This is a genomic window from Streptomyces camponoticapitis, from assembly GCF_014646115.1.
In the GTDB taxonomy this organism is placed as follows: Bacteria; Actinomycetota; Actinomycetes; order Streptomycetales; family Streptomycetaceae; genus Streptomyces; species Streptomyces camponoticapitis.
In genome coordinates, this window is record NZ_BMMV01000001.1 from 550,628 (window position 1) to 576,060 (window position 25,433).

A 25,433-nucleotide genomic window follows, 5' to 3' on the forward strand; every position below is an offset into this window, starting at 1 on the left:
ACGCCCGGAGTGCGTTTCACCGCCCTCGTGTGACGAGGGTTCGCCGGCTCCCGACAGTGACGGCCCGTCACATGACCGGGTCGGGCCGGGCCGTGGAGCCCAGCTGGAGAGAGGAACCGCGCGCTCAGCACGCCGAGCGCCGCCGCGCGGCCGGGACCGGCGCGACGCGCGTACCGGGCGGCGCCAGGGCGACGATCGGCTGCCTCCGACCCGGCGAGGGCGGGGCGAAGGTCAGGCGTTCGCCAGGATCCTGCCCCCGAATTCCGTGTCGTCCGGCAGCTGTCGCTTGATCCGGTCGAGGGCGTCCCGGAACCCCGCCCCGACTATGCCCGACTCGTAGGCCGCCCCGCCGCAGCGCAGTGTGAGGCTCAGCTCGGCGCGCCCCGAGGGCGAGCCCGACGGGCGCTCACCGAGCGTCAGCAGGCAGCTGAGCGTGGCCTGTTGGACCGTGCCGCCCGTGTTCACGGGCATGGGTATGTCCCACTCCAGCACGCAGGAGGACAGCACCCCGCCCGCCTCCGTGGCTTCCAGCACGGAGAAATCGGCTCCCTCGTAAGCAACTCCCCTGATGTGGGTGCGGACTTGCCGCCCGTCCGCGGTGATCGCGATGGGTTCCGCACCGCGGCGGTCCCGATACCAACCCGCCCATGACTCCGTCGACTCCGCTGTCATGGCGCGGACTGTAGCGGTACGGGACCCTCCACCGCCGCGTGGGTCACCGCTTGAGCAAGTCCGGGCCCCCGGCTCCGCTGTTTTCAGCCCTTCACCGCTTCACACCGTGCGGCCGTACGTCCTGACGACCACTCCGTTGCCGAAGGTGCGGTTGGACTCCAGGGCGAACTCCCGCTGGGCGAAGGCGGCGCCGAACATGGGCATCCCGGAGCCGAGAATGAGCGGGTACGTCTTGATGACCAGTTCGTCCACCTCGTCGATCAGCTCACCGGCGAGGTTGGCGCCGCCGCAGAGGTAGATCCCGAGACCTTCCTCCTTCTTCAGCTCCCTGACCCTGGCGGCGACGTCCCCGGAAACGATCTCCACGGCCGGGTCGGTGCCGGTGAGGGTCCGTGAGGCGACAAGCTGGCGCATGTGCGCGTACGGGCTGGTGACGCCCATCTCCAGGGCCAGTTCGTACGAGCCCCTGCCTTGGATGATCGTGTCGAACCGCTTGTTCTCCCGGTGGTCGATGCCGAGCGGCTGACGGCCTGGGGTCGGCAGAGTCTCCGGATACTCCTCCTTGAGGAAGCCGAAGAACTCCTCGTCGACGTAGCGGGTGAAGAAGTCCGCCTCGCCGCTGGGGTCGCCGATGAAACCGTCGATCGACACGGCGATGAAATACGTGAGCTTGCGCAAGCCGGTCCTCTTTCGCGATGGGTGACAGAAGGTGTCACGGCCGGCGCACCCCGGATCCCGTCCGGAGTACGCGACCTTGACCACTTCACCCATAGTGCTTCACACGTAGTGGTCACGCAAGCTCTTTTCTCCCCGTCGGGCAGGGTCCGTTGAGCGGCCTAGTACGTACGCCGTGTGACGTATTCGGCCAAGGACAGCAGATCACCCGCCGCCGCCAGATCCGGTACCGCCAGGGACAGTTGGTGGACCGCGCGGGCCATCCGGTCCGCCGCCTGGGCCTGCGCCCAGTCACGTCCGCCGGCCCGCTCGACCGCCGAGGCGGCCCGCGCGACGGCGGCCTCGTCCATGGGCCGCCGGTAGAGATCCGCCAGTTCCTCGGCGGCCGGGTGCCCCGAGACCAGTGCGGCGACGACCGGCAGCGACTTCTTGTGGGCGACCAGATCGGCACCGGCCGGCTTGCCGGTCCGGTCCGGGTCGCCCCAGATCCCGATGAGATCGTCGATCAGCTGGAAGGCCAGCCCCGCCTCCCGGCCGAAGGCGTCGAGCGCCGCCACCGCCTCGTCGTCCCCGTCCGCGTAGAGCGCACCGAGGGCACACGAAGTGCCCAGCAGCGCACCGGTCTTGGCCGTCGCCATGGTCAGACACTCGTCCAGCGAGACATCGTTCGGCCCGCGCAGCTCCAGTGCGCAGTCCGTCTGCTGTCCGGCGCACAGCTCGATGATGCAGGCGGTGAGGCGTCCGGCGGCCGGGGACGACGCCGGATGGCGGTCCTCGGCCAGGAGCCGCAGCGCCAGCGCGTGCAGGGCGTCGCCGACGATGATCGCGTCGGTGGTACCGAAGACCGTCCAGGCCGTGGGCCGGTGTCTGCGGGTCGGGTCCTCGTCGATCACGTCGTCGTGCAGCAGGGTGAAGTTGTGGGCCAGCTCCACGGCGACCGCGGCCGGGACCGCGCGGTGCGGCTCTCCGCCGAGGGCCCGCGTCGCCGCCAGAACGAGGGCGGGTCTGATCGCCTTGCCCGCACCGCCCGACGCGAGCGATCCGTCGGCCTCCTGCCAGCCGAAGTGATATCTCGCGACGCGGCGTAAGGCAGGGGGCAACGACTCGACGGCCGCGCGCAGTTCGGGCTGGACGACGCTACGCGAACGCTCCAGGAGCGCCACGGCCTCGTGGCCATCGGTGGCGGCATCCGTGCTGGTCATGGTCGGGGTCACTTCCTCTGCGGCGGACTGGGGAACCAGGAGGGGAGCCGGGTCGTGTGCGGACCCGGCTCGGCGCGCGCGGGTGGGGCCCGGCCGTACGGACGGACACGCTCCGGGCCCCATCCGCGCCTCTCGGCTCAGCCCCAGCGGCTCACTTCCACGTTCTCCAGGACGCCGAGGGCGTCCGGCACGAGGATCGCGGCCGAGTAGTAGGCGGTGACCAGGTACGAGATGATCGCCTGTTCGTCGATGCCCATGAACCGGACCGACATGCTCGGCTCGATCTCGTCCGGGATGCCGCTCTGCTGAAGGCCGACGACCCCCTGCTCCGTCTCGCCCGTACGCATACAGATGATCGATGTCGTCCGGGCGTCGGAGACCGGGATCTTGTCGCAGGGGAAGATCGGCACACCGCGCCAGGCCGGCACATGGGTGCCCGCGACATCCACCGTGGCCGGATTGAGCCCCCGCTTGTTGCACTCGCGTCCGAAGGCGGCGATGGCCCGCGGATGCGCGAGGAACAACTTCGAGCCACGGCGGCGCGACAGCAGCTCGTCCATGTCGTCGGGGGTGGGCGCGCCGTCGTGCGGCTGGATGCGCTGCCCGTAGTCGCAGTTGTTCAGCAGGCCGAACTCCCGGTGGTTCACCAGCTCGTACTCCTGGCGCTCACGCAGCGCCTCGACCGTGAGCCGCAACTGCTGTTCGGTCTGGTTCATCGGCTGGTTGTAGAGGTCGGCGACCCTGCTGTGGACCTTCAGCACGGTCTGCGCGACGCTCAGCTCGTACTCCCGCGGCGCCCCCTCGTAGTCCACGAACGTATGAGGCACCACGGCCTCGCCCACATGGCCGGCGGAGAGGTCGATCGCCGCCTCGCCGTACTTGTTGGTGCGCTGCTCCGGGATGGACGCGAGGCTGTCCAGGTGCCTGCGGAGCGGCTCCGCCCGCTCCGCCAGGTTCAGCACGTCCTGCCGCGTCAGCACCAGCACCGTGCAGGCCGTCGCCGCACGTGCCGTGTACTGCCAGGTGGCGTCGCCGTCGACCAGTGCCTGATCGCCGAAGTACGCCCCGTCGGCGAGCACGCCGAGCACCGTCTCGTCCCCGTAGGGCCCCTCCCCCACCTTCTCCACCTTGCCGTGGGCCAGCAGGTAGACCCGGTCCGCCGGATCGCCGGAGGCTGCCACGGTCTGGCCCGCCTCGAACTCCCGCTGCTCGCAGCGGTTCGCCAGCTCGGACAGGACCTCCTCGTCCTCGAAATCACGCAGCGCCGGCAGCTCGCCCAGCTCCGCCGGGACGACCGCCACCCGGCCGCCCGTCTGCACGAACGTCACGCGCCCGTCGCCGACCGCATAACTGAGCCGTCGGTTCACCCGGTACGTACCGCCCTGCACCTGCACCCACGGCAGCATCCGCAGCAGCCACCGCGAGCTGATTTCCTGCATCTGCGGAGCTGACTTCGTGGTGGTCGCCAGGTTCCGCGCCGCGGCCGTCCCCAGGCTCTGCTGGGAAGGCGGCTCAACCGTACGGACCTCGTCACCAACCGACATGAGTCTCCCTCTCAATCATGGGCTGACCTGCGTGAACAAGCCTTTCACCAGCTCCAGTCGGCACGCCATCACACAAATGAGTGGGACTGGATCACGGTCGTCGGGGCACATTTGCGGTTCCTGTCATCAACGGTCAGTCGCGGCCGAAAGTGACCGGAATGGCTCGTACAGCGTGCGAATTGATGGTCCACTCCACGGTGTTCGGGGAATAGCCAGCGATACGAAACGCTCCACATCCACCCGTCAAGGAGGCGACATGGCCACCCCCATGTCTGCGAGCAGCTTCATCCGCGCGCTGAAGGACGAGGGTCTGACCGTCGTCGAGGTCGGCGACTGGCGCACACACAACCGCAACCACGTCGGGCCCTGGGGCCCGGTCCACGGCGTGATGATCCACCACACGGTCACCAAGGGCACCGCCAACACCGTCCGTATCTGTCGTGACGGCTACTCCGGACTCCCCGGGCCGCTGTGCCACGGCGTCATCGCCAAGGACGGCAAGGTCCATCTGGTCGGCTACGGCCGGGCCAACCACGCCGGAAGCGGCGACGACGACGTCCTGCGGGCCGTGATCGCCGAGAGGGCCCTGCCGGCGGACAACGAGGCCAACACGGACGGCAACAGGCACTTCTACGGCTTCGAGTGCGAGAACCTGGGCGACGGCAAGGACCCGTGGCCCGCGGTCCAGGTCGAGGCCATGGAGGCCGCGGCGGCGGCCGTCTGCCGGGTCCACAAATGGAACGCCCCCTCGGTCATCGGCCACCTGGAGTGGCAGCCGGGCAAGATCGACCCCCGTGGCGTCTCCATGGCCGGTCTGCGCCGACGGATCGACGAGCGGCTGAGCTGAGGGCTGGGGGTGTCTTGCCGACCAGGCCGGATCAGGGAGCGGGGTCCGGGCCGCGCCGGACCCACAATGGATGTGTGACCCCGGAAGCGCTCGACCTCGCCGCCCTGCGGCCACGGCTGCCGTCGCCCCTGCGGGCGGTCGAGGACGAGCGCTTCACCCGCCGCGGCGTACGGCTGCTGCTGAAGCGGGACGATCTGATCCACCCCGCGCTGCCGGGCAACAAATGGCGGAAACTCGAACCGAATCTGAGGGCCGCCGCCGACGGCGGCCACCGCGTCCTGCTGACCTTCGGCGGCGCGTACTCCAACCATCTGCGCGCCACCGCCGCCGCGGGGCGGCTGCTCGGCCTCGCGACGGTCGGCGTGGTACGGGGCCACGAGCTGGCCGCCCGCCCGCTGAATCCCTCCCTCGCCCGGTGCGTCGCCGACGGTATGCGCCTGCACTTCGTCGACCGGGCGACCTACCGCCGCAAGGCGGAGCCCTCCGTACTGGGGGCGCTGCTGACCGCCGCCGTCGACGGCCTCCCGGTGCCCCGTGAGCGCGTGTACGTCGTCCCCGAGGGCGGCAGCAACTCCCTTGCCGCGCGCGGCTGTACGGCCCTAGGGCAGGAGCTGCGCGGCGTGGCGGACGTGGTGGGTGTGGCCTGCGGCACCGGCGGCACCCTCGCGGGCCTGGCCGCCGGTCTCGCCCCCGGGCAGCGCGCCGTCGGCTTCCCCGTGCTGAAGGGCGGCTTCCTGGCCGGTGAGGTCCGCGCGCTCCAGCTGGCGGCGTTCGGCGGCCCCCGGGGCGACTGGTGTCTCGACGAACGCTTCCACGGCGGCGGCTACGCCCGTACGACACCCTCCCTCGACGCCTTCGCCGCCGGTTTCGAGGACCGGCACGGCCTCCCGGTCGAGCGCCTCTACGTGGCCAAGATGCTCCTCGGGCTGACCACTCTGGCCGAGGAGGGTGCCTTCCCGCCGGGCAGCACGGTGGCCGCCGTGGTCACCGGACGGCCGGAGCCGGCCGGCGAGGCCCGGACGGACGGCGGGGATCAGCCGGCCGACGCGGATCAGTCGGATTCTTCCCGGTAGGCCGCCGCCTCCTCCAGGTCCAGCCGGCGCAGCAGCGTACGCAGCATCTCGTCGTCGATCCGCCGCTCGTCGCGCAGTGTCACGAAGACATCGCGTTCGGCCCCGATCATCTCCCTCGACAGCCGCCGGTAGGTGTGGTCGGCGGATTCGCCGGTGATCTCGTTGACCGTGCCGAGCCGTTCCCACACGGAGTTGCGCCGCCGCTCCAGCACGTTGCGGAGCCGTTCCACGAGGGGCTCGGCGAGTGCGTTGCGTTCGTCGGAGAGCAGTTCGTCCAGCCGCCGCTCCGCCGCCAGCGACGCCCGGCTCTGCGCCTGCGCCTCCGCCAGCGTCTCGGCGTACCGGTCACGCCCCGGCAGCTTCAGCTTCCTGATCAGCACGGGCAGGGTGAGGCCCTGGACGACGAGTGTGCCGATGACGGTCGTGAACGTCAGGAAGAGGACGAGGTTACGGGCCGGGAAGTCGTCGCCGTCGTGGACGGTCAGTGGGATGGAGAAGGCGATGGCCAGCGACACCACGCCGCGCATGCCCGCCCAGCCGACGATGAGCGGCGCCTTCCAGTTGGTGTCCGGTTCCCGTTCCCTGATCCGCCGCGACAGCCAGCGTGGCACGAAGGTCGCCGGATAGACCCAGATGTAGCGGACCAGGACGACGGTGACGAACACCCCGACGGCGTAGCCGGCGACCTCCATGCCTCCGTAGGAGCCGAGCCCCTTCAGTACATAGGGCAGTTGGAGCCCGATCAGGGCGAAGACGACGGACTCCAGGACGAAGGAGACCATCCTCCACACCGCGTCCTCCTGGAGCCGGGTCGCGAAGTCGACCTGCCAGGACCGGTGTCCGAGGTAGAGCCCGACCACGACGACGGCCAGCACACCGGACGCGCCGACCTGTTCGGCCGCCGCGTAGGCGACGAAGGGGATGAGCAGCGAGAGCGTGTTCTGGAGCAGCGCCTCACGAAGGTGCGTACGGAGCCAGTGGAGCGGCACCATCAGTACGAGGCCGACGCCGATGCCTCCCAAGGAGGCCAGGGCGAACTCGCCGATCCCGCCGGCCCAGCTCGCCCCTTCCCCGACGGCCGCGGCGAGCGCCACCTTGAACGCGGTGATCGCGGTCGCGTCGTTCACCAGCGACTCGCCCTGCAGGATCGTCGTTATCCGGCTCGGCAGCCCGAGCTTGCGGGCGATCGCGGTGGCGGCCACCGCGTCCGGCGGCGCGATGACCGCGCCGAGCACCAGCGCGGCGGTCAGTGGCAGGTCGGGGATGAAGAGATACGCGAGATAGCCGACGGCGAGCGTCGCGAAGAGGACGTAGCCCACGGAGAGCAGACCGACGGCCCGCAGATTGGCCCGCAGGTCCAGGTACGAGCTGTCCACGGCGGCCATGTGCAGCAAGGGCGGCAGCAGCAGCGGCAGGACGACGTCCGGGTCGAGCACATAGCTGGGCACGCCCGGGAGGTACGCGGCGCCAAGTCCCGCCGTGACGAGCAGCAGCGGAGGCGGCACGGGCGTCCTTCTGGCCGCCGCCGCGATCACCGCGCTTACCGCCACCAGGGCGATCAGCTGCAACGGGTCCATCGCACGGTCCTCCACTAGCGTCGTAATCTGGCCATCATGAGTGAGTGCCAGCACGTTGCCGACCTCCCACGCCCCGAGGCAGTGCCGCTGAACGACACGTGCCTGGAGTGTCTGGAGTCCGGCAGCCACCACGTACAGCTGCGGCTCTGTCTGGTCTGCGGACATGTGGGGTGCTGCGACTCGTCGCAACACCGACACGCCTCGCAGCATTTCAGGGACACGGGCCACCCCGTGATGCGTACCTTCGAAGAGGGCGAGACATGGCGATGGTGCTTTGTCGACGGTTCGATCGTCTGAGGCCTGGGTACGTCAACCATCCGCCCGTTCTTCGCAATTGATTGCCGCACACCCCTAGCCACTGTCCGTGCACATATGCCTACTATGAGTAACTGACAGCTCGGCCCCGGCCCGGGGGTCCCTGCGACACGGGACCATGGATCGCGATAGCGTCGCCAGTCCAGACCGGCTGCGTACCGACTACGTACCGCAAGGCTTCGGGTTTCCCTTCCCGGAGCCCTGAAAGCTTGTGCCACCTTGGAGGTGAGGGTGTCCCAGATCGCAGGCGAGCCCGGGACCCAGGACTTCGTGGAAGTCCGGCTGCCCGCTGCGGGTGCCTACCTGTCCGTGCTGCGTACGGCCACGGCCGGACTGGCAGCACGTTTGGACTTCACCCTCGACGAGATCGAGGACCTGCGCATCGCGGTCGACGAGGCCTGCGCGATCCTGCTGCAACAGGCCCTACCGGGTTCCGTCCTCAGCTGTGTGTTCCGGCTGATCGACGACTCTCTCGAGGTGACCGTCTCGGCGCCGACGACCGACGGGCGCGCGCCCGAGCGGGACACGTTCGCGTGGACGGTGCTCTCGGCGCTCGCGGGCAAGGTCGACGCGACGGTCGCCGACGACCGCACGGTCGCCATCAGCCTGTACAAGCAGCGCGGCGCGGGACCCGGGCCGGCGTGAGGAACGGGGACGGTCCGGTGCGTGACGAGGAGCGGGTCCCCCAGGATCCGCGCGAAGGGCATGAGGTTCCGGTGGACCCGGCGCTCGTGCCGTCGGGCATTCCGGAGCAGCAGGCCCGGCCCCATCCGGTGGACGGGCTTGACGGCCAGACGGCCGGGGCGGAGCAGGCGCAGGCAGAGCGGGCGGCCACGATGAGCGAGCACAAGCAACACGATCCACATGACCGCAGCGGGGCGCGGGCGATGTTCATCGAGCTGCGCAAGCTGCCCGAGGACTCGCCCGAACGGGCGCTGCTGCGCAATCAGCTGGTGCGGATGCATCTGCCGCTCGTGGAGCATCTGGCCCGCCGGTTCCGCAACCGCGGCGAGCCGCTGGACGATCTGACGCAGGTCGCGACGATCGGCCTGATCAAGTCGGTGGACCGGTTCGACCCGGAGCGGGGTGTCGAGTTCTCGACGTACGCCACGCCCACGGTCGTCGGCGAGATCAAGCGGCACTTCCGCGACAAGGGCTGGGCGGTGCGCGTGCCCCGCCGTCTCCAGGAGCTGCGGCTGTCGCTGACGACGGCGACGGCGGAGCTCTCGCAGCAGCACGGCCGTTCGCCGACGGTGCACGAGCTGGCGGAGCGTCTGGGCATCTCCGAGGAAGAGGTCCTCGAAGGTCTGGAGTCGGCCAACGCGTACAGCACCCTGTCGCTGGACGTGCCGGACACGGACGACGAGTCCCCGGCGGTGGCGGACACGCTCGGCTCCGAGGACGAGGCGCTGGAGAGCGTCGAGTACCGCGAGTCGCTGAAGCCTCTTCTGGAGGACCTGCCGCCGCGGGAGAAGCGGATCCTGCTGCTGCGCTTCTTCGGCAACATGACCCAGTCGCAGATCGCGCAGGAGGTCGGCATCTCCCAGATGCACGTCTCGCGACTGCTGGCACGAACGCTGGCGCAACTGCGGGAGAAGCTCCTCGTGGAGGAGTGACCCGTTCCCGATCGCCGGACAGGCTCAGCGGCGTCCGGCGATCGCGGCGGACGACCGCTCGCTCCGGACGACGGCCGCGGCGGGCTGGAACGGCCCTCAGGCGCGGTCCGGGCCCCTGATGCCGAGCGCTTGCGTGGTCGTCGGGCTGACGAGCAGGACCAGCGCCGACACGGCGATCACGGCGAGCGCGATCCCGGCCGGAATCAGCGCGCCGCTGGAGCGCAGCAGCGTCCAGGCGACAGGCAGCGCCATGATCTGGGTGGCGACGGCGGGGCCGCGGCTCCAGGCGCGTCGCAGCAGCAGTCCGCGGGCGGCGAACAGCGGGATGAGACCGAGCGCCATGAGGGTGAGACCGCCCATCTCGGCCTGCTGGGGGCTGTCGGGCCGCCCGAGCAGACCCATCACGAGCAGATACCCGCCGCCGGCGACGAGCGCGAGGGCTTCGAGCCCCGCGCAGGCGGCCGCGGCGGTCAGCCGGCCGGGTCGCGGGCTCGGGTCCGGGGTGTTCTGGTCAGCGCTGCTCACCCCAGCAGCGTAGCGGCCGGTTCCCGGTGAGCGGCGGGCCCCCGGGCGGGCGCGGACCGCCCGAGGAGGGCGCGGGGGTCCCTGGCCGGTAATCTCCTCGGTATGCGCGCACTCCTTGTGGTCAATCCGGCAGCAACCACCACCAGTGCCCGCACACGGGACGTACTCATCCACGCGCTGGCCAGCGAGATGAAGCTGGAGGCCGTGACGACCGAGTACCGGGGGCACGCCCGCGACCTGGGGCGGCGCGCGGCCGACTCCGACGACATAGAGCTGGTCGTGGCCCTCGGCGGCGACGGCACCGTCAACGAGGTCGTGAACGGTCTTCTGCACGGCGGACCCGACCCCGACCGGCTGCCGAGACTCGCGGTCGTGCCGGGCGGTTCGACGAATGTCTTCGCCCGCGCGCTGGGGCTGCCCAATGACGCCGTGGAAGCCACCGGCGCCATTCTGGATGCGCTGAGTAACCGGAGCGAACGCACTGTCGGTCTGGGACTGGCGGCCGGGACTCCGGGAACCGACGACGAATCAGTTCCTTCGCGCTGGTTCACTTTCTGCGCGGGATTCGGATTCGACGCGGGAGTGGTCGGCCGGGTCGAACAACAGCGGGAGCGCGGTAAGCGTTCGACGCACGCGCTCTATGTCCGCCAAGTGGTACGGCAGTTCCTCGACGAACCTCATCGCGGGCGCGGCATGATCACCCTTGAGCGGCCCGGCGAGAAGCCGGTCAGTGATCTCGTGCTGTCGATAGTCTGCAACACCGCCCCCTGGTCCTACCTGGGCAATCGTCCGCTGTACGCGTCGCCGGCGGCCTCGTTCGACACCGCTCTGGATGTACTGGGACTGAGCAAGTTGTCGACTCCGGCAGTGGCGCGTTATGCGACGCAGTTGCTCAATTCGACCCCCGAACGGGGCCCGCACGGCAAGCACGCCGTTTCACTTCACGACCTGACGGACTTCACCTTGCAATCGAAGGTCCCGCTGCCCTTCCAGATGGATGGCGACCACCTGGGACTGCGAACGAGCGTGACGTTCACAGGCGTACGCCGTGCACTGCGTGTGATTGTGTGAGTGGAAGTAGGGAAAGTCCTTTCACTCGAACGTTTAGGCTGGCCTCCACCCCATGGAAGTACGGCTGTGACCGAGTCGACACCGAGGAATCAAAAAAAACTTTCCTGAAGGGGTTGTATCCGCAGCCGAGGTTTGCGAATCTCTACATGGCGCTCGGGACGGCCCGCAACACCGGCCTCCACTGAGCTCCAGAACCCCCTCCTCAAACCTGGACGACACCAGTTCATCTGGGAGTCAGCCCTTCCCTTGCGGGGGGATTCGTGAAAGCGTTCACATTCACAAGCAATCCGCACGTAACACCAAGAGAGGTAGCAGCCATGGACTGGCGTCACAACGCCGTTTGCCGCGAGGAAGACCCCGAGCTCTTCTTCCCCATCGGCAACACCGGTCCTGCGCTGCTGCAGATCGAGGAAGCCAAGGCCGTCTGCCGTCGCTGCCCCGTCATGGAGCAGTGCCTGCAGTGGGCGCTCGAGTCCGGTCAGGACTCGGGTGTCTGGGGTGGCCTCAGCGAGGACGAGCGCCGCGCGATGAAGCGCCGTGCCGCTCGCAACCGGGCGCGTAACGCGACCGCCTGAGCCCCCGCACCGACCTTGAGCACGGCGGCGCGTACAGCGTGTACGCATAACCCCGCCCCCGAACCGCAGCGCGCAGTACCCCCCGATGCGCAACGTAACAGAGCTTGAGGCAGAGCCCCGGACCGTCATCACGGTCCGGGGCTCGTTGCTGTGACCGGCGGATTCGTCCACTCGCGCGCTCCGGACTGCCTCTGCCGCTCGGCCACTTGTGCGTGTGGACCACGGGTCGACTACTTGTGCGGCTCCACCGGGATGTCGAGGATCACCCGCGTGCCCCGCTCCTGCCCGGGCAGCATGTCGAACCCGCCGCCCAACTCGCCTTCCACCAGCGTCCGTACGATCTGCAGACCCAGATTGCCGGCCCGCCGCGGATCGAAGCCCTCGGGCAGTCCTCGCCCGTCGTCCTGGACGGTGATGAGCAGCCGGGCGTCCGAACGGCCGCCGTCGCCGGGGCGTTTGGGTCCGGTCCCGCCGCTGCGGACGGCGTGCACCTCGACCGTGCCCCGCTCCCCCGTCGCGAACGCGTGCTCCAGCGCGTTCTGCAGGATCTCGGTGAGGACCATCGAGAGCGGCGTGGCCACTTCGGCGTCCAGGATCCCGAACCGGCCCGTCCGGCGGACCGTCTTGCCGGGCGAGATCTCCGACACCATCGCGAGCACCCGGTCCGCGATCTCGTCGAACTCGACCCGTTCGTCCAGATTCTGGGACAGCGTCTCATGGACGATGGCGATGGAACCGACCCTCCGCACCGCCTCGTTGAGGGCCTCACGGCCCTGTTCCGAGTCCATCCGGCGCGCCTGGAGCCTGAGCAGCGCGGCGACCGTCTGGAGGTTGTTCTTCACCCGGTGGTGGATCTCCCGGATCGTGGCGTCCTTCGTTATCAACTCGCGCTCACGCCGCCGCAGTTCGGTCACGTCCCGGCAGAGGATCAGCGAGCCGATCCGGACGCCCTTGGGCTTGAGCGGGATGGCGCGCAACTGGATGACGCCGGCCCCGCTCTCCACCTCGGTCTCCCGCGGGGCGTAGCCGCTGGCCAGTTTGACCAGGGCCTCGTCCACCGGGCCGCGCGCCGGGGCCAGTTCGTCGGTCGTCTGTCCGAGGTGGTGTCCCACCAGGTCGGACGCGAGTCCCAGCCGGTGATACGCGGAGAGGGCGTTGGGGCTCGCGTACTGGACGAGGCCGTCGGCGTCGAGCCGGATCAGACCGTCGCCGACGCGGGGCGAGGCGTCCATGTCGACCTGCTGGCCGGGGAAGGGAAACGATCCGGCGGCGATCATCTGAGCGAGGTCGGAGGCGGACTGGAGGTAGGTGAGCTCCAGCCGGCTGGGGGTGCGCACGGTGAGGAGGTTGGTGTTGCGGGCGATGACGCCGAGGACGCGGCCCTCGCGCCGTACGGGGATCGACTCGACCCGCACCGGGACCTCCTCGCGCCACTCCGGGTCCCCCTCCCGCACGATCCGGCCCTCGTCCAGCGCGGCGTCCAGGAGCGGTCTGCGGCCCCGGGGGACCAGGTGGCCGACCATGTCGTCCTGGTAGGACGTGGGGCCCGTGTTGGGGCGCATCTGGGCCACGGAGACGTAACGGGCGCCGTCGCGGGTGGGGACCCAGAGGACGAGGTCGGCGAAGGACAGGTCGGAGAGCAGCTGCCACTCCGAGACCAGCAGATGGAGCCATTCGAGGTCGGACTCGGTCAGGGCGGTGTGCTGGCGCACGAGGTCGTTCATGGAGGGCACAGGTGCGAGCGTACCCGTGGGGTGAACCGGGACGGCCCGCTCCACGTGGTCGTGGATGGGCTGGAAAATGCCCTCCCCGATCGATGGACAGACGGGAATGGTCTAGTCCACAATGCTTGGGTAAAGCTTCCGTCCTCCCCGCACAGGAGGACGGAACGGGGTAACCGGCGCTCTCTGCCCTGACTGCGTCGATACCTCTCTCACGGCCTTCGTGGCCGTAGCAACTCCGGGCTGCGGTGCCGGACGGGCTGAGGGTCCCGTCCTGGCGCCGCGGCCCGTGGGTGTTTCCGGGGGCCGGAGCGGGCCGCTCAGCGGGTCTCGGTGATCTTGGCCAGCGCGCGCGGCGCGTCCGGGTCCTGGCCCCGGGCCATGGCGATCTCGTACGCCAGCCGCTGGAGCGGCAGGATCTCCAGGAGCGGCTGGACCTCCTCGGCCACGCCCTCCGTGGGAAGGGCGAATCCCGCCGAAGCCGCCATGATCTCGGACGCCGGCCCGATGACGCACAGGTCCGCGCCCCGCCCGCGCAGCCGTTCCAGGACCGGCTGGAGCGCCTCACCTCCCCTGCCGTCGGTGACCACGGCGATGACCGGCGAGATGTTGTCGACCATGGCGAGCGGGCCGTGCATCAGATCGGCGCCGGAGTAGGCGAGCGCGGGGATGTAGCTGGTCTCCATGAGCTTGAGCGCGGCCTCCTTGGCCGTCGGGTAGCCGTAGCCGCGCGAGGTGATGACCATCCGTTCGGCGAAGCGGTAGCGGGCGGCGAGGGTGCGTACCTCGTCCGCGCGGTCCAGGATCCGCTCCGCGAGGTCCGGCAGGACGTTCGCCGCGGACCCGTCACCGCCGCCCAGGCCCTCGACGAAGAGGTGGAGCGAGAGCAGGGAGGCCGTGTACGTCTTCGTCGCCGGGAGGGCCTTCTCCGGGCCGGCCATGATGTCGATGTGGAACTCGGACACGGCGGCCAGGGACGAGTCCGGGTTGTTGGTGACGGAGAGCGTGATCGCCCCGGCCGCGCGCGCGGCCCGGGTGGAGTCCACCAGGTCCGGCGAGCCTCCCGACTGACTGACCGTGATCACCAGTACGTCGCGGAGGTCCGGCCGGGCGCCGAACGCCGTCGTCGTGGACATGGAGGAGAGCCCGCAGGGCATGCCCCGGCGGATCTCCAGCAGGTACTTGGCGTAGAGCGCGGCGTGGTCGGAGGAGCCGCGCGCGGTGAGCAGGACGAAGCGGGGCCCGCGGGCCGCGATCTCACGGGCGACGCCACGGATGCGCGGCGCGCCCTCCGTAAGGATGCGGCGCAGGATCGCCGGCTGTTCGGCGATCTCGGTGGCCATCATCCGGCCCGGTGGATCGGTCCGCGCGAGCCGCGCGGCCTCTGCGGAGGGATTCGTCGCGGACATGCCGGGTGCCTCCAGTTGGCTGAAGATGGCCGGGGAGCGGCGCCCAGGGGGCCCGCACAAGTCGACCACGGGAACCCGTTCCCCCGCCAGCGGAAGGGGCCTCGCCACCGGGGCACGCTCTGCTAGATTGGTCTATACCACATTTGTCACAGGACCCTTCACCAGATCGGCAGGCGCAGCGTGGAAGTTGTCATCGTCCAGGACGCCGACGCGGGCGGCGAACTCATCGCGGAGACCATCGCGGACCTGCTGCGCCGTAAGCGCGACGCCCTGCTCGGGGTGGCCACCGGTTCGACCCCGCTGCCCATCTACCAGGCGCTGACCGCCAAGGTCCGGGCCGGCGAGGTGGACGCGTCGGGCGCCCGCATCGCGCAGTTGGACGAGTACGTCGGCCTGCCGGCCGGGCACCCGGAGTCGTACCGCTCCGTGGTCCTGCGCGAGGTCGTCGAGCCGCTCGGGCTCGGTGAGGGCGCGTTCATGGGGCCGGACGGCGCCGCCGAGGACGTACAGGCGGCGTGCGAGGCGTACGACCGTGCGCTCGCCGAGGCCGGCGGGGTGGACCTCCAGCTGCTGGGCATAGGCACCGACGGGCACATCGGCTTCAACGAGCCGTGCTCGTCGCTCGCCTCGCGTACCCGTATCAAGACGCTCACCCGCCAGACCCGGCAGGACAACGCCCGGTTCTTCGACAGCCTTGACGAGGTCCCGCACCACGTCATCACCCAGGGCATCGGCACGATCCTGGAGGCCCGGCACCTGGTGCTGCTGGCCACCGGCGAGGGCAAGGCCGAGGCGGTGGCGCAGACCGTGGAGGGGCCGGTGGCCGCCGTCGTACCGGCGTCCGCGCTGCAACTGCACCCGCACGCCACGGTCGTGGTCGACGAGGCCGCCGCGTCCAAGCTGAAGCTCGCCGACTACTTCCGCGACACGTACGCCGCCAAGCCGGACTGGCAGGGCATCTAGGGCGTGTTCCGAAAGTCCCGTCCGGCGGCCGCTCGCGGGCGCGCGAGCGGGCCCCAGACACCTCGGGACACGACGGAGGCCGGGGACCCCCCAAGGTCCCCGGCCTCCGTCGTGCGTGTGGGCCGCGTGCTCAGACGCGGCCCGTCAGGGTTTCCGCCGCCGCCCGGCCGCAGACGCGCGCGGCGCCGTACGTGGCGATGTGCGGACTCCCGGTGGGCTCGGCGTAGTTGACACCCATCTCCACGACGGCCGTGTCGGGCCGGGCCGAGAGGATGCCGTCCAGCACGGACGCCATCCAGGAGTGCCGGTGCAGATCGCGTACGACCGCGACGATCCTGCGCTCCCCGGCGGCGGCCAGCACCTCGGCCGCGCTGTTCGCGCCGCCGTAGGTACCCGCTTCGGTGCCCGGCAGCAGCGCCGCCAGTTCGGCCGCGACACCCCAGGGGGTCTCCTCACCGACGGCGATGTTCGCGACAGGCGCGAAGGAGGCGACGTAGGGCGCCTCCTTGAGAGGTTCGACCGTGCCCGTCACCCGCACGGCGCGCCGCGCCGCGACCAGACCGATGCCGGCGCCTCCGGCGGAGCCGCCGTTGCCGGGCGCGGTCCCCTCCTGTGCAGCCGCGCCCGGCCCCGAAGCCCCCCTCACCCGGAGCGTCCAGTCGGCGAGGGCGCGTACCCGCGCCGCCGCGTCGGCCAGTCGCTCCTCGGGCAGTTCGCCTTCCCGTACCGCGGTGACCAACGCGTCGCGCAGTCGCAGGACGGTCTCCTCGTCGGCCAGACCGCCGCCGACGCAGATCGCGTCGACGCCCGCGGCGACGGCGAGGACGGAGCCGCGCTCGATGCCGTACGTCGACGCGATGGCCTGCATCTCGATGCCGTCGGTGACGATCAGACCGCCGAAGCCCAGCTCCTCACGGAGCAGCCCGGTCAGGATCCGCGGGCTGAGAGTCGCGGGGCGGTTCGGGTCGAGCGCGGAGAGCAGGATATGCGCGCTCATCACCGATTTGGAACCCGCGATGATCGCCGACCGGAAAGGTGCCAGCTCACGGGCGTGCAGTGTGTCGGAGTCCACGTCGATGCGCGGCAGCGCGTGGTGCGAGTCGACGGCCGTGTCGCCGTGCCCGGGGAAGTGCTTGGTGCAGGCCGCCACCCCGGCGGACTGGAGCCCTTCCACATAGGCGGCCGTGTGGCGGGAGACGAGCGCCGGATCGGCGCCGAAGGAGCGGACGCCGATGACGGGGTTGTTGACGTCCGAGTTGACGTCGGCGGACGGCGCCCAGTTGAGGTTGACGCCGCACGCGGCGAGCCTGCTGCCCAGCTCGTGCGCGACGGCCCGGGTGAGGTCGACGTCGTCGACGGAACCGAGCGCGTAGTTGCCGGGGAAGGAGGACCCGTCACGTACTTCGAGACGGGTGACGTCGCCGCCCTCCTCGTCGATGGCGACGAGGATGTCGTCCCGCTCGACCCGCAATTGCGCGGTGAGCGCGGCCAGTTGGGCCGGTGAGCTGATGTTGCGGCCGAAGAGACCGACGGACGCGAGACCTTCACCGATGCGCCGCAGCAGCCAGTCCGGGGCGGTGGTGCCGTGGAAGCCGGGCTGGAGGACGGCGAGGGCGTCGCGGGTCAGCGTGTCCGAGCTGTGCGTGAGAGTGGTCATACGGCGCTATCCCTTTACTGCGCCGGATGTCAGACCGGTCGCCATCTTCTTCTGAATGATCATGAAGAACACCACCACGGGCAGCGCGATCATGGTCGAGGACGCCATCAGCGCCCCGTAGTCGGTGCCGCGCTCGGTGGTGAACGTCATGAGCCACACATTGAGCGTGTACTTGGAATTGTCGTTGATCAGGATGTACGCGAAGAGGTACTCGTTCCACGCGTTGACCAGCGCGAAGATCGACGCCGCCGCCAGACCCGGGGCCAGCAGCGGGAAGATCACCCGCCGGAAGGCGCCCATCCGCGTACAGCCGTCGACCATGGCCGACTCCTCCAGCTCCACCGGGATGTTCACGACGAAGCCGCGGATCATGATGATCGCGAACGGCAGGGTCGACACCAGGTAGACGACGATCAAGCCCCAGTACTCGTCCAGGCCCCCGATCGCGTTGAGCTGGGCGTAGATGGGGATGAGCATCGCCGTCGGCGGCAGCATCTGGACGAGGATCAGCACCATCAGCAGCGCGCGGCGGCCGAAGAATCTGAACCGGCCGATGGCGAGGGCCGCCAGGGTCGCGATGATCATGCCGCCGACGACCGCCGTGACCGAGACGATCAGGCTGGACTGGACGGCGGTGGAGAAGTTCGGCTGCTCGACCGCGCGGGCGAAGTTGTCGAAGGTCAGGGACGACGGCCACAGCGTCTGGTCGTAGGAGCGGATCTCGTGGTTGGGCCGCAGTGAGCTGATGATCAGCCAGTACACCGGGAACGCCATGACGACGGCGAAGAGAAGGCCCAGCACGTCGTAGATACCGCGGCTCTTCTTGCGGTCCGGACGCAGCTTCTGCTCGACGGCCGCCGGGGACGGGGCCGGAACGGGCGCGGGCACGGTGGAGGTTGAGGTGCTCATTCGACCTCTCCTGTCTTCATGAGCTGCCGCAGGTAGAACACGGCCACGCCGGAGAGCAGCAGGACGGTGATCAGGGCGATCGCCGTGCCCTGGCTGAAGGAGGTGGACTCGAAAGCCTTGGAGAAGGAGTAGAGGCCGAGGGTCTCGTACTCGGGTTCGGGCTTGTTGCCGCGCAACAGCCAGATCTGGCCGAATACGTTGAAGTCCCAGATCACCGAGAGTGTGGTGACCATGACGAAGACCGGGCGGATGACGGGCCAGGTCACATAGCGGAAGATACCGCGCACGTCGGCGCCGTCGAGTGCCGCCGCCTCCTCCAGTTCCCGGGGGACCTGGGTGAGGGCCGCGTACAGCGTGATCACGACGAACGGGACGGCGCCCCAGACGACGAGCAGGGTGATGATCGCGAAGCCCTGCCAGGGGTCGAGGAACCAGTTGTGGCCGAGGAAGTCCTCGCCGGCGACCTTGGCTATCAGGGTGTTCAGCAGGCCGTAGTCGGAGTCCGACAGCCAGCGGAAGATCGAGGCGGCGACCATCAGGGGCATCGACCAGGCGGCGATCAGTGCCGCGGTCAGTGTCAGGCGCACCCAGTTGGAGAGCCGCGTCATCATCATCGCGACCAGCAGGCCGATGGTCATGGTGAGGCCGACGCAGACGGCCATGAACAGGACGGTGCGGCCGCAGACGTACCAGAACTCCTCGTCACCGAGGATGTTGGTGAACTGCTCGAAGCCGACCCAGGGAGGTGACTCCCCGGTCCACAGCTCGCGCCGGCCCATGTCCTGGAAGGACATGATCACGGTCTTGGTGAGCGGGAAGGCGTAGACGGCGGCGATCGCGACGATCGCCGGGAGGATCAGCAGGAAGGGCAGGAGTTCGCCTTTTCTGCGGCGTCTCTTCCCGGTGGCCCGGACCGTCTCCTTCTCCGGGCCCGGCCGGCCGTCTGTCCCTTTCGGGTCACGCGGTACCGGGGGCGCCGGCGGTCCGGCGGCCTCCTGCGTGTCGGCAGCAGTCACGTGACTGACCTTCCGTTTCATTCTCTGCACCGATTCCGCGCCCGAAAGGGCGGGGAGCGGGGGCCGGTCGTGACCGGGCCCCCGCCCGCCCGCCCGTGAGCCGACGGGCCTCCGGGGGCGGGGACACCGGAGGCCCTGGCGCTCAGGATCCTGGGCCGGGACTCCAGTTCCGAGTCCCGGGCCGAGGCTGAGGACCTGGGGTCAGGACTCTTCGTTGATCAGTTCGTTGATCTTCGAGTCCGCTTCCTTCGTGGCGTCGGCCACGGAGTCACCCTTGAGGATCGACAGGAGCATGTTCTCCAGGACCTCCTCCTTCTCGATGGAGGTCCAGCCGGGCGCGATCGGGGTGAACCACGCGTCGGGCACGGCGTTGGCGATCGGCGCCGTCTCCGGCTTCGCCTTCAGCGGCTCAAGCTGCTTCTCGTTGTTCGGGAGGATGTTCTTGCCGGCGAGGACCTCCATGGACTTCTCGCTGGTGAACATGGAGACCCAGTCCTCGGCCAGGTCCTGGACCTTGGACTTGCTGGTGATGGCGAGGTCGGAGCCGCCGATGAAGGAGGGCAGCGCCTTGCCGTTCGGGCCGGGCATTCCGGCGGTGAGGATCTTGCCCTCAAGCTTCGGGTTGCCGTTGTTCTTGCCGTCGATGACGGAGCCCGACTCCCAGCCGTTGCCGTAGATGAGGGCCGCCTTCTCGTTGGCCATCACATTGGCGTGGTCCTGCTCGTCCTTCGTCTGGTCGGCCTTGTTGTACTTCTTGACCAGGTCGATGAAGTGCTGGATGCCCTTCTGCGACTCGGGCGAGGAGAGCGCGCCCTTCCACTCCTTCGCGCCCTCGTCGTACTCGGCGATCTTGCCGTCGTACGCCGCGACGTAGGACATGGCGGCGTACCAGTAACGGCCCGGCAGGTAGAGGCTGGAGAAGCGCTTGTCCTTCTTGCCGCTCTCCGCCGCGACCTTGTCGAGGGCCGCGAGCATCTCGTCCTCGGTCTCCGGCAGCGTGTCGAGGCCGGCGCCCTTCTTGAGCATGTCCGTGTTGTAGATGGCCACGCGCGCACCGGCGTAGTACGGCACGCAGTACTGCTTGCCCTCGAAGGTGCAGGTGTCCTTGAGTCCCTGGATCCAGGTGTCCGAGTTGTCGTACTTCTTGGGATCGACCTCGGCGACGGCGCCGTTGAGGATGTACTGCATCGTCTCGGTGTTGCCGAGCTCGACCACGTCCGGGAACTTGTCACCACCGAGCGCGGTGTCGAGCTTCTTGGCCTTGTCCGCCCACTGCTGGTACTGGACATTGACCTTGACGTTCGGGTACTTCTCCTTGAACTGCGCGTTGACGTCCTTGACCAGTTCCGGCCAGGTGCTCTGCGCGTCCACCATCAGCCAGACGGTGACTGTGTCCTTGCGGTCCTTCGGGTCCTTCGCCGAGTCACTGTCGTCGGATCCACACGCCGCGACCGAGAACATCATGCCCGCGACGCCGATCGCCGCGATGAGCTTGCGCTTCACGCCACCCTCCTCAGGGATTCCTGCAACCCCCTCCCCACCGCGAAGACTTACGACGAGTACCACCGGGGCTGGGACCTGGTCTTTAATGGTTTAGACCAGTACGGGGAGCTTGGCCTAGACCTTTAGGGGTGTCAAGGGTGTATAAGAGGGCTGTCGTGTCCGTTATCGGACCGACACCTGGATCGGGGAGACGACCCGCGACCGGACCGTGCCACCATGTGAGCCGCGACAGACGGAGGAGCCGGTGACGGCAGCAGCGCAGGACTCGGGAAGGCAGACCATGGCCACGGACGGGGGCGGCACCGAGACCGAGAACGGGGCAGCCACCCGTACCGCACGCGTACCCAAGTACTACCGGCTGAAGCGGCACTTGCTCGACATGACGGAAACGCTTCCCCCGGGCACGCCCGTACCGCCGGAGCGCACGCTGGCGGCCGAGTTCGACACCTCGCGCACCACGGTGCGCCAGGCGCTCCAGGAGCTGGTCGTCGAGGGCCGGCTCGAACGGATCCAGGGCAAGGGCACGTTCGTCGCCAAGCCCAAGGTCTCGCAGGCGCTCCAGCTCACCTCGTACACCGAGGACATGCGGGCGCAGGGCCTGGAGCCGACCTCCCAACTGCTCGACATCGGCTACGTCACCGCGGACGACACGCTCGCCGGGCTGCTCGACATCACCGCGGGTGGGCGCGTGCTGCGCATCGAGCGGCTGCGGCTGGCGAGCGGCGAGCCGATGGCCATCGAGACCACACACCTTTCGGCCAAACGTTTCCCCGCGCTGCGCCGCTCGCTCGTCAAGTACACGTCGCTCTATACGGCGTTGGCGGAGGTGTACGGAGTCCATCTGGCGGAGGCCGAGGAGACGATCGAGACGTCGCTGGCGACGCCGCGCGAGGCGGGGCTGCTCGGTACGGACGTGGGCCTGCCGATGCTGATGCTCTCGCGGCACTCGATCGACACCGCCGGGGAACCGGTGGAGTGGGTGCGTTCGGTGTACCGGGGCGACCGGTACAAGTTCGTGGCGCGGCTGCGTCGGCCCACCGACTGAGACCGGGCGGGCACCGGACGGCACCGGGCGAGACCGGCCGAGACCGAGCCAGACCGAGTCAGATCGAACGAGACCGGCGAAAGAGCACGTCAGACGGTACGTTCCGGAACCGGCGCAGGTGTGGGGCACGTACAACGTTGCCTTACCGAAATGCGGACGGGGGGTGACGCATGCCGAGACGGTCCCTTAGATTTCCTGCGAGTTTCAGCAGGTGACCAGTGAGGGGACGACTCGCCATGCCAGAGCCGGCACCAGCAAGTTCCGCGCAGAACTCGTCCGGGCGTCTCACGCCGAAGTCGATCGCGATATGGGCGCTCGTCGCCCTGGTGGGCGCGGTCGGCTGGGGCGTCCTCGCGCTGTCGCGCGGAGAGGAGATCTCCGCCGCCTGGATGCTGGCGGCGGCACTCGGTTCGTACGCGATCGCCTACCGCTTCTACTCCAGATTCATCGCACGGCGGGTGCTGAAGGTCGACAAGACGCGGGCGACGCCCGCCGAACGGCTCGACAACGGCGTCGACTTCCACCCCACCGACCGGCGCGTGCTCTTCGGCCACCACTTCGCGGCCGTCGCGGGCGCGGGGCCGCTCGTCGGGCCGGTGCTGGCCGCGCAGATGGGCTATCTGCCGGGCACCATCTGGATCGTCGCGGGCGTCATCTTCGCGGGCGCGGTCCAGGACATGGTCACGCTCTTCTTCTCCACGCGCCGCGACGGCCGTTCGCTCGGCCAGATCGCCCGTGACGAGATAGGCCCGTTCGGCGGCGCCGCCGCGCTGATCGCGGTCTTCCTCATCATGATCATCCTGCTGGCGGTGCTGGCGCTGGTCATCGTCAACGCGCTGGCCGACTCGCCGTGGGGTGTCTTCTCCATCGCGATGACCATCCCGATCGCGCTCTTCATGGGCGTGTACCTGCGGGTGCTGCGGCCGGGCAGGGTCAGCGAGGTCTCCCTCATCGGCGTGGCGCTGCTGCTGCTCGCGATCGTGGCCGGCGGCTGGGTCGCCGAGTCCTCGCTGGCGGACACGTTCACGCTGGAGGCCGGCACGCTGGTCATCTGGATGATCGTGTACGGCTTCCTGGCCTCCGTACTGCCGGTCTGGATGCTGCTGGCGCCGCGCGACTACCTGTCGACCTTCATGAAGGTCGGCACGATCGCGCTGCTGGCGATCGGTGTCGTCGTCGCGCTGCCGACGATGAAGATGGACGCGGTCACCGAGTTCGCGAGCCGTGGTGACGGTCCGGTCTTCGCCGGTTCGATGTTCCCGTTCGTCTTCATCACGATCGCGTGCGGCGCGCTGTCCGGTTTCCACTCGCTCATCTCCTCGGGCACCACGCCGAAGATGGTGCAGAAGGAGACCCAGATCCGGATGATCGGCTACGGCGCGATGCTCACCGAGTCGTTCGTCGCCATCATGGCGATGATCACGGCGTGCATCATCGACCCGGGTCTGTACTTCGCGGTCAACTCCCCCGCCGGTGTCATCGGCGGCACGGTCGAATCCGCCTCGCAGGCGGTCGCCAACCTGGGCTTCACCATCTCGCCCGACCAACTCGCCCAGGCGGCCAAGGATGTGGAGGAGTCGAGCCTGCTGTCCCGCACGGGCGGCGCGCCGACCTTCGCGCTCGGGATGTCGGACATCTTCTCGTCCGTCATCGGCGGCGCGGGGCTGAAGGCGTTCTGGTACCACTTCGCCATCATGTTCGAGGCGTTGTTCATCCTGACGACGGTGGACGCGGGTACGCGCGTCGGGCGCTTCATGCTCCAGGACATGCTCGGCAACGTGTACAAGCCGATGCGCCAGGTCAGCTGGAAGCCCGGCGTCTGGTTCGCCAGCGCCGTGGTCGTCGGCGCCTGGGGCTACTTCCTCTGGGTCGGCGTGCACGACCCGCTGGGCGGCATCAACCAGCTCTTCCCGCTGTTCGGCATCGCGAACCAGCTCCTGGCGGCGGTCGCGCTCGCCGTGTGCACGACGCTGCTGGTGAAGTCCGGGCGGCTCAAATGGGCCTGGGTGACGGCCGTTCCGCTCGCCTGGGACGCGGCGGTCACGCTGACCGCGAGCTGGCAGAAGATCTTCTCCGACGACCCGAAGGTCGGCTTCTTCACCCAGCGGGACGTCTACCAGACGGGCATCGACAACGGCGAGGTGATCCCGCCGGCGAAGACGATGGACGACATGCACACGGTCGTCACCAACTCCACGGTGGACGGCGTCCTCTCGGCGCTCTTCGCGGTCCTGATCATCGTGGTCATCGCCGACGCGGCGCGGGTCTGCTACAAGGCGATCCGCCACCCGGAGAGCGTGAAGCTGTCGGAGACGCCGTACGTGAAGTCGGAGATCGTGGCACCGGCGGGCCTGATCCCCACGAAGGAGGAGAAGGCGGAACTGGCCGCCGCCGCCCGGGCGAAGGTGCCGACCGGGGCGGACCCGTCATGACGTCGGCGTCGAAGGTGCGCGACGCCGTCGGCCGGATCCGTTGGTACGTACGGGAGTTGACGGGCGAGTCGGCGTACGACCACTACGTGGCACACACGCGCGCCTGCGACCCCACGACGGAGCCCATGTCACGCCGCGCCTTCGAACGCAGCCGGACGGACGCCCGAGAGGCGGACCCGAGGGAAGGGTTCCGCTGCTGCTGAACGAGTGCTGAACGACTGAAGGGCCCGCCGTTCCCGAGAGGGAGCGGCGGGCCCTTCGGCCGTCGCGGGGGTTCCGGCGCGCGCCCCCGGACGGGTGTCGCACACTGCTGTCATGAACGAGGCGACACGGCCGGAGACCGGCTTCACGATCAGGGTCATACGGCCCGAGGAGTACGACGCGCTGGGTGAGATCACCGCCCGCGCCTATCTGGACGACGGGCTGCTGGACTTCGGGGAGGACGATCCCTATCTGGAGTTCCTGCGCGACGTCGCGGCGCGGGCCGACGGGTCGGAGGTGCTCGTGGCCGTCGACGGGGGCGGGACGGTCCTCGGCGGGGTGGCGTACGCCGTCGGCGGGTCCGCGTGGGCCAACATCGCCGGGGAGGGCGAGGCCGAGTTCCGCATGCTGGCCGTCGCGGGCTCCGCGCGGGGGCGCGGTGTGGGCGAGGCGCTCGTCAGGGCGTGTGTGGACCGGGCGCGGGCCACCGAGGGGTGCGTACGGGTGTGTCTGTCCACCCACAAGGCGATGCTGGCCGCGCACCGGATCTATGAGCGGCTGGGCTTCGTACGGACGCCTGAGCGCGACTGGTCGCCGGTGCCCGCGCTCTCGCCCCTCCTCACCTACAGCCTGGAGATCTAAGCCCTTTCACGGCCGATTCCGGGCAAGGCGAAACAGCCACGACACAACATGTGGGGGGTGGCGCTCCGAACCAACCCCACATGTATGCTCAAGTCTGCTGTCGCCGCAGGAGAATCCGGTGGGAATCCGGAACTGTCCCGCAACGGTGTGCTGTGGTGCGCTTTGTCGTACCCGCGAGTCCGAGCACCTGCCGACGGCGCTCCCGGATCGACCGGTCCGGGTGCCGAGACGTCCGGGCTCCGA

At 69.3% G+C, this 25,433-nt stretch carries 24 protein-coding genes and 1 riboswitch; of the genes, 12 read left to right on the forward strand and 12 right to left on the reverse strand.

Features of this window, described 5'->3' with window-relative positions; all coding sequences use genetic code 11:
- Nucleotides 1-231: 231 nt before the first annotated feature.
- The 4 genes from IEY79_RS02370 to IEY79_RS02385 all read right to left on the reverse strand — a co-directional run bounded on the left by IEY79_RS02370 (nt 232) and on the right by IEY79_RS02385 (nt 4,093).
- Nucleotides 232-672: a DUF6304 family protein gene (locus tag IEY79_RS02370; RefSeq protein ID WP_189105530.1), complete on the reverse strand. Its 441-nt coding sequence runs from the start codon at nt 670-672 to the stop codon at nt 232-234.
- Between the two features lie 99 nt (nt 673-771).
- Nucleotides 772-1,350 carry a dihydrofolate reductase family protein gene (locus tag IEY79_RS02375; protein WP_189105531.1) on the reverse strand — a complete coding sequence of 193 codons (579 nt, stop codon included), beginning with the start codon at nt 1,348-1,350 and terminating at the stop codon, nt 772-774.
- A 158-nt stretch (nt 1,351-1,508) separates the two neighbouring features.
- On the reverse strand, nt 1,509-2,549 hold the full coding sequence (locus IEY79_RS02380; RefSeq protein ID WP_189105532.1) for a family 2 encapsulin nanocompartment cargo protein polyprenyl transferase: 1,041 nt from the start codon (nt 2,547-2,549) through the stop codon (nt 1,509-1,511).
- 137 nt (nt 2,550-2,686) lie between these two features.
- Nucleotides 2,687-4,093 (reverse strand): family 2B encapsulin nanocompartment shell protein, encoded by a 1,407-nt coding sequence (locus IEY79_RS02385; RefSeq protein ID WP_189105533.1) that lies wholly within the window; start codon nt 4,091-4,093, stop codon nt 2,687-2,689.
- A gap of 256 nt (nt 4,094-4,349) precedes the next feature.
- Here IEY79_RS02385 and IEY79_RS02390 point away from each other — a divergent pair, with 256 nt between their 5' ends.
- Complete coding sequence (locus IEY79_RS02390; protein WP_189105534.1) at nt 4,350-4,940, forward strand: peptidoglycan recognition protein family protein; 591 nt, start codon at nt 4,350-4,352, stop codon at nt 4,938-4,940.
- A 74-nt stretch (nt 4,941-5,014) separates the two neighbouring features.
- Nucleotides 5,015-6,013: a 1-aminocyclopropane-1-carboxylate deaminase/D-cysteine desulfhydrase gene (locus IEY79_RS02395; protein WP_189105535.1), complete on the forward strand. Its 999-nt coding sequence runs from the start codon at nt 5,015-5,017 to the stop codon at nt 6,011-6,013.
- On the opposite strand, the gene IEY79_RS02400 is transcribed toward IEY79_RS02395, so the two are convergent.
- Nucleotides 5,992-7,590 carry a Na+/H+ antiporter gene (locus IEY79_RS02400; protein ID WP_189105536.1) on the reverse strand — a complete coding sequence of 533 codons (1,599 nt, stop codon included), beginning with the start codon at nt 7,588-7,590 and terminating at the stop codon, nt 5,992-5,994. The genes IEY79_RS02395 and IEY79_RS02400 overlap by 22 nt on opposite strands.
- A 36-nt stretch (nt 7,591-7,626) precedes the next feature.
- On the opposite strand from IEY79_RS02400, the gene IEY79_RS02405 reads away from it, so the two are divergent.
- The 3 genes from IEY79_RS02405 (at nt 7,627) to IEY79_RS02415 (ending at nt 9,521) form a co-directional block, all read left to right on the forward strand.
- Nucleotides 7,627-7,887 carry a UBP-type zinc finger domain-containing protein gene (locus IEY79_RS02405; protein WP_189105537.1) on the forward strand — a complete coding sequence of 87 codons (261 nt, stop codon included), beginning with the start codon at nt 7,627-7,629 and terminating at the stop codon, nt 7,885-7,887.
- A gap of 249 nt (nt 7,888-8,136) precedes the next feature.
- Nucleotides 8,137-8,550: an ATP-binding protein gene (locus tag IEY79_RS02410; RefSeq protein ID WP_189105538.1), complete on the forward strand. Its 414-nt coding sequence runs from the start codon at nt 8,137-8,139 to the stop codon at nt 8,548-8,550.
- A complete protein-coding gene (locus IEY79_RS02415) occupies nt 8,439-9,521 on the forward strand; it encodes an RNA polymerase sigma factor SigF (protein ID WP_373292441.1) in 1,083 nt (360 codons plus the stop codon). Before IEY79_RS02410 ends, IEY79_RS02415 begins: the two co-directional genes overlap by 112 nt.
- Before the next feature lie 96 nt (nt 9,522-9,617).
- Here IEY79_RS02415 and IEY79_RS02420 read toward each other — a convergent pair whose 3' ends face one another.
- Nucleotides 9,618-10,046 (reverse strand): hypothetical protein, encoded by a 429-nt coding sequence (locus IEY79_RS02420; protein ID WP_189105539.1) that lies wholly within the window; start codon nt 10,044-10,046, stop codon nt 9,618-9,620.
- Between the two features lie 102 nt (nt 10,047-10,148).
- On the opposite strand from IEY79_RS02420, the gene IEY79_RS02425 reads away from it, so the two are divergent.
- Both IEY79_RS02425 and IEY79_RS02430 read left to right on the forward strand, forming a co-directional pair.
- Complete coding sequence (locus IEY79_RS02425) at nt 10,149-11,117, forward strand: diacylglycerol/lipid kinase family protein (protein ID WP_189105540.1); 969 nt, start codon at nt 10,149-10,151, stop codon at nt 11,115-11,117.
- Nucleotides 11,118-11,434: 317 nt separating this feature from the next.
- Nucleotides 11,435-11,692 (forward strand): WhiB family transcriptional regulator, encoded by a 258-nt coding sequence (locus IEY79_RS02430; RefSeq protein ID WP_004937597.1) that lies wholly within the window; start codon nt 11,435-11,437, stop codon nt 11,690-11,692.
- A gap of 230 nt (nt 11,693-11,922) precedes the next feature.
- On the opposite strand, the gene IEY79_RS02435 is transcribed toward IEY79_RS02430, so the two are convergent.
- Both IEY79_RS02435 and IEY79_RS02440 read right to left on the reverse strand, forming a co-directional pair.
- Nucleotides 11,923-13,416: a PAS domain-containing sensor histidine kinase gene (locus IEY79_RS02435; protein WP_229700584.1), complete on the reverse strand. Its 1,494-nt coding sequence runs from the start codon at nt 13,414-13,416 to the stop codon at nt 11,923-11,925.
- A gap of 317 nt (nt 13,417-13,733) precedes the next feature.
- Complete coding sequence (locus IEY79_RS02440) at nt 13,734-14,822, reverse strand: SIS domain-containing protein (RefSeq protein WP_189105542.1); 1,089 nt, start codon at nt 14,820-14,822, stop codon at nt 13,734-13,736.
- A gap of 180 nt (nt 14,823-15,002) precedes the next feature.
- Here IEY79_RS02440 and nagB point away from each other — a divergent pair, with 180 nt between their 5' ends.
- Entirely contained in the window at nt 15,003-15,785 is a 783-nt protein-coding gene (gene nagB / locus IEY79_RS02445) for a glucosamine-6-phosphate deaminase (RefSeq protein WP_189105543.1), read from the forward strand.
- A 130-nt stretch (nt 15,786-15,915) separates the two neighbouring features.
- On the opposite strand, the gene IEY79_RS02450 is transcribed toward nagB, so the two are convergent.
- The 4 genes from IEY79_RS02450 to IEY79_RS02465 all read right to left on the reverse strand — a co-directional run bounded on the left by IEY79_RS02450 (nt 15,916) and on the right by IEY79_RS02465 (nt 20,870).
- Nucleotides 15,916-17,442: a glycoside hydrolase family 3 protein gene (locus IEY79_RS02450; protein ID WP_189105544.1), complete on the reverse strand. Its 1,527-nt coding sequence runs from the start codon at nt 17,440-17,442 to the stop codon at nt 15,916-15,918.
- Between the two features lie 6 nt (nt 17,443-17,448).
- A complete protein-coding gene (locus tag IEY79_RS02455; RefSeq protein ID WP_189105545.1) occupies nt 17,449-18,351 on the reverse strand; it encodes a carbohydrate ABC transporter permease in 903 nt (300 codons plus the stop codon).
- Nucleotides 18,348-19,367, reverse strand: a complete 1,020-nt coding sequence (locus IEY79_RS02460; RefSeq protein ID WP_189105546.1) for a carbohydrate ABC transporter permease — start codon at nt 19,365-19,367, stop codon at nt 18,348-18,350. Before IEY79_RS02460 ends, IEY79_RS02455 begins: the two co-directional genes overlap by 4 nt.
- Before the next feature lie 201 nt (nt 19,368-19,568).
- Nucleotides 19,569-20,870, reverse strand: a complete 1,302-nt coding sequence (locus IEY79_RS02465; RefSeq protein ID WP_189105547.1) for a sugar ABC transporter substrate-binding protein — start codon at nt 20,868-20,870, stop codon at nt 19,569-19,571.
- A gap of 280 nt (nt 20,871-21,150) precedes the next feature.
- Between IEY79_RS02465 and IEY79_RS02470 the strand changes: the two genes are divergently transcribed.
- The 4 genes from IEY79_RS02470 to IEY79_RS02485 all read left to right on the forward strand — a co-directional run bounded on the left by IEY79_RS02470 (nt 21,151) and on the right by IEY79_RS02485 (nt 25,190).
- Nucleotides 21,151-21,915 carry a GntR family transcriptional regulator gene (locus IEY79_RS02470; protein WP_078075156.1) on the forward strand — a complete coding sequence of 255 codons (765 nt, stop codon included), beginning with the start codon at nt 21,151-21,153 and terminating at the stop codon, nt 21,913-21,915.
- A 236-nt stretch (nt 21,916-22,151) separates the two neighbouring features.
- Complete coding sequence (locus IEY79_RS02475; RefSeq protein WP_189105548.1) at nt 22,152-24,347, forward strand: carbon starvation CstA family protein; 2,196 nt, start codon at nt 22,152-22,154, stop codon at nt 24,345-24,347.
- Entirely contained in the window at nt 24,344-24,550 is a 207-nt protein-coding gene (locus IEY79_RS02480; RefSeq protein WP_189105549.1) for a YbdD/YjiX family protein, read from the forward strand. Before IEY79_RS02475 ends, IEY79_RS02480 begins: the two co-directional genes overlap by 4 nt.
- A gap of 112 nt (nt 24,551-24,662) precedes the next feature.
- On the forward strand, nt 24,663-25,190 hold the full coding sequence (locus IEY79_RS02485; protein WP_189105550.1) for a GNAT family N-acetyltransferase: 528 nt from the start codon (nt 24,663-24,665) through the stop codon (nt 25,188-25,190).
- 84 nt (nt 25,191-25,274) lie between these two features.
- Nucleotides 25,275-25,399, forward strand: a riboswitch (cobalamin riboswitch).
- The last annotated feature ends 34 nt before the right edge of the window (nt 25,400-25,433 follow it).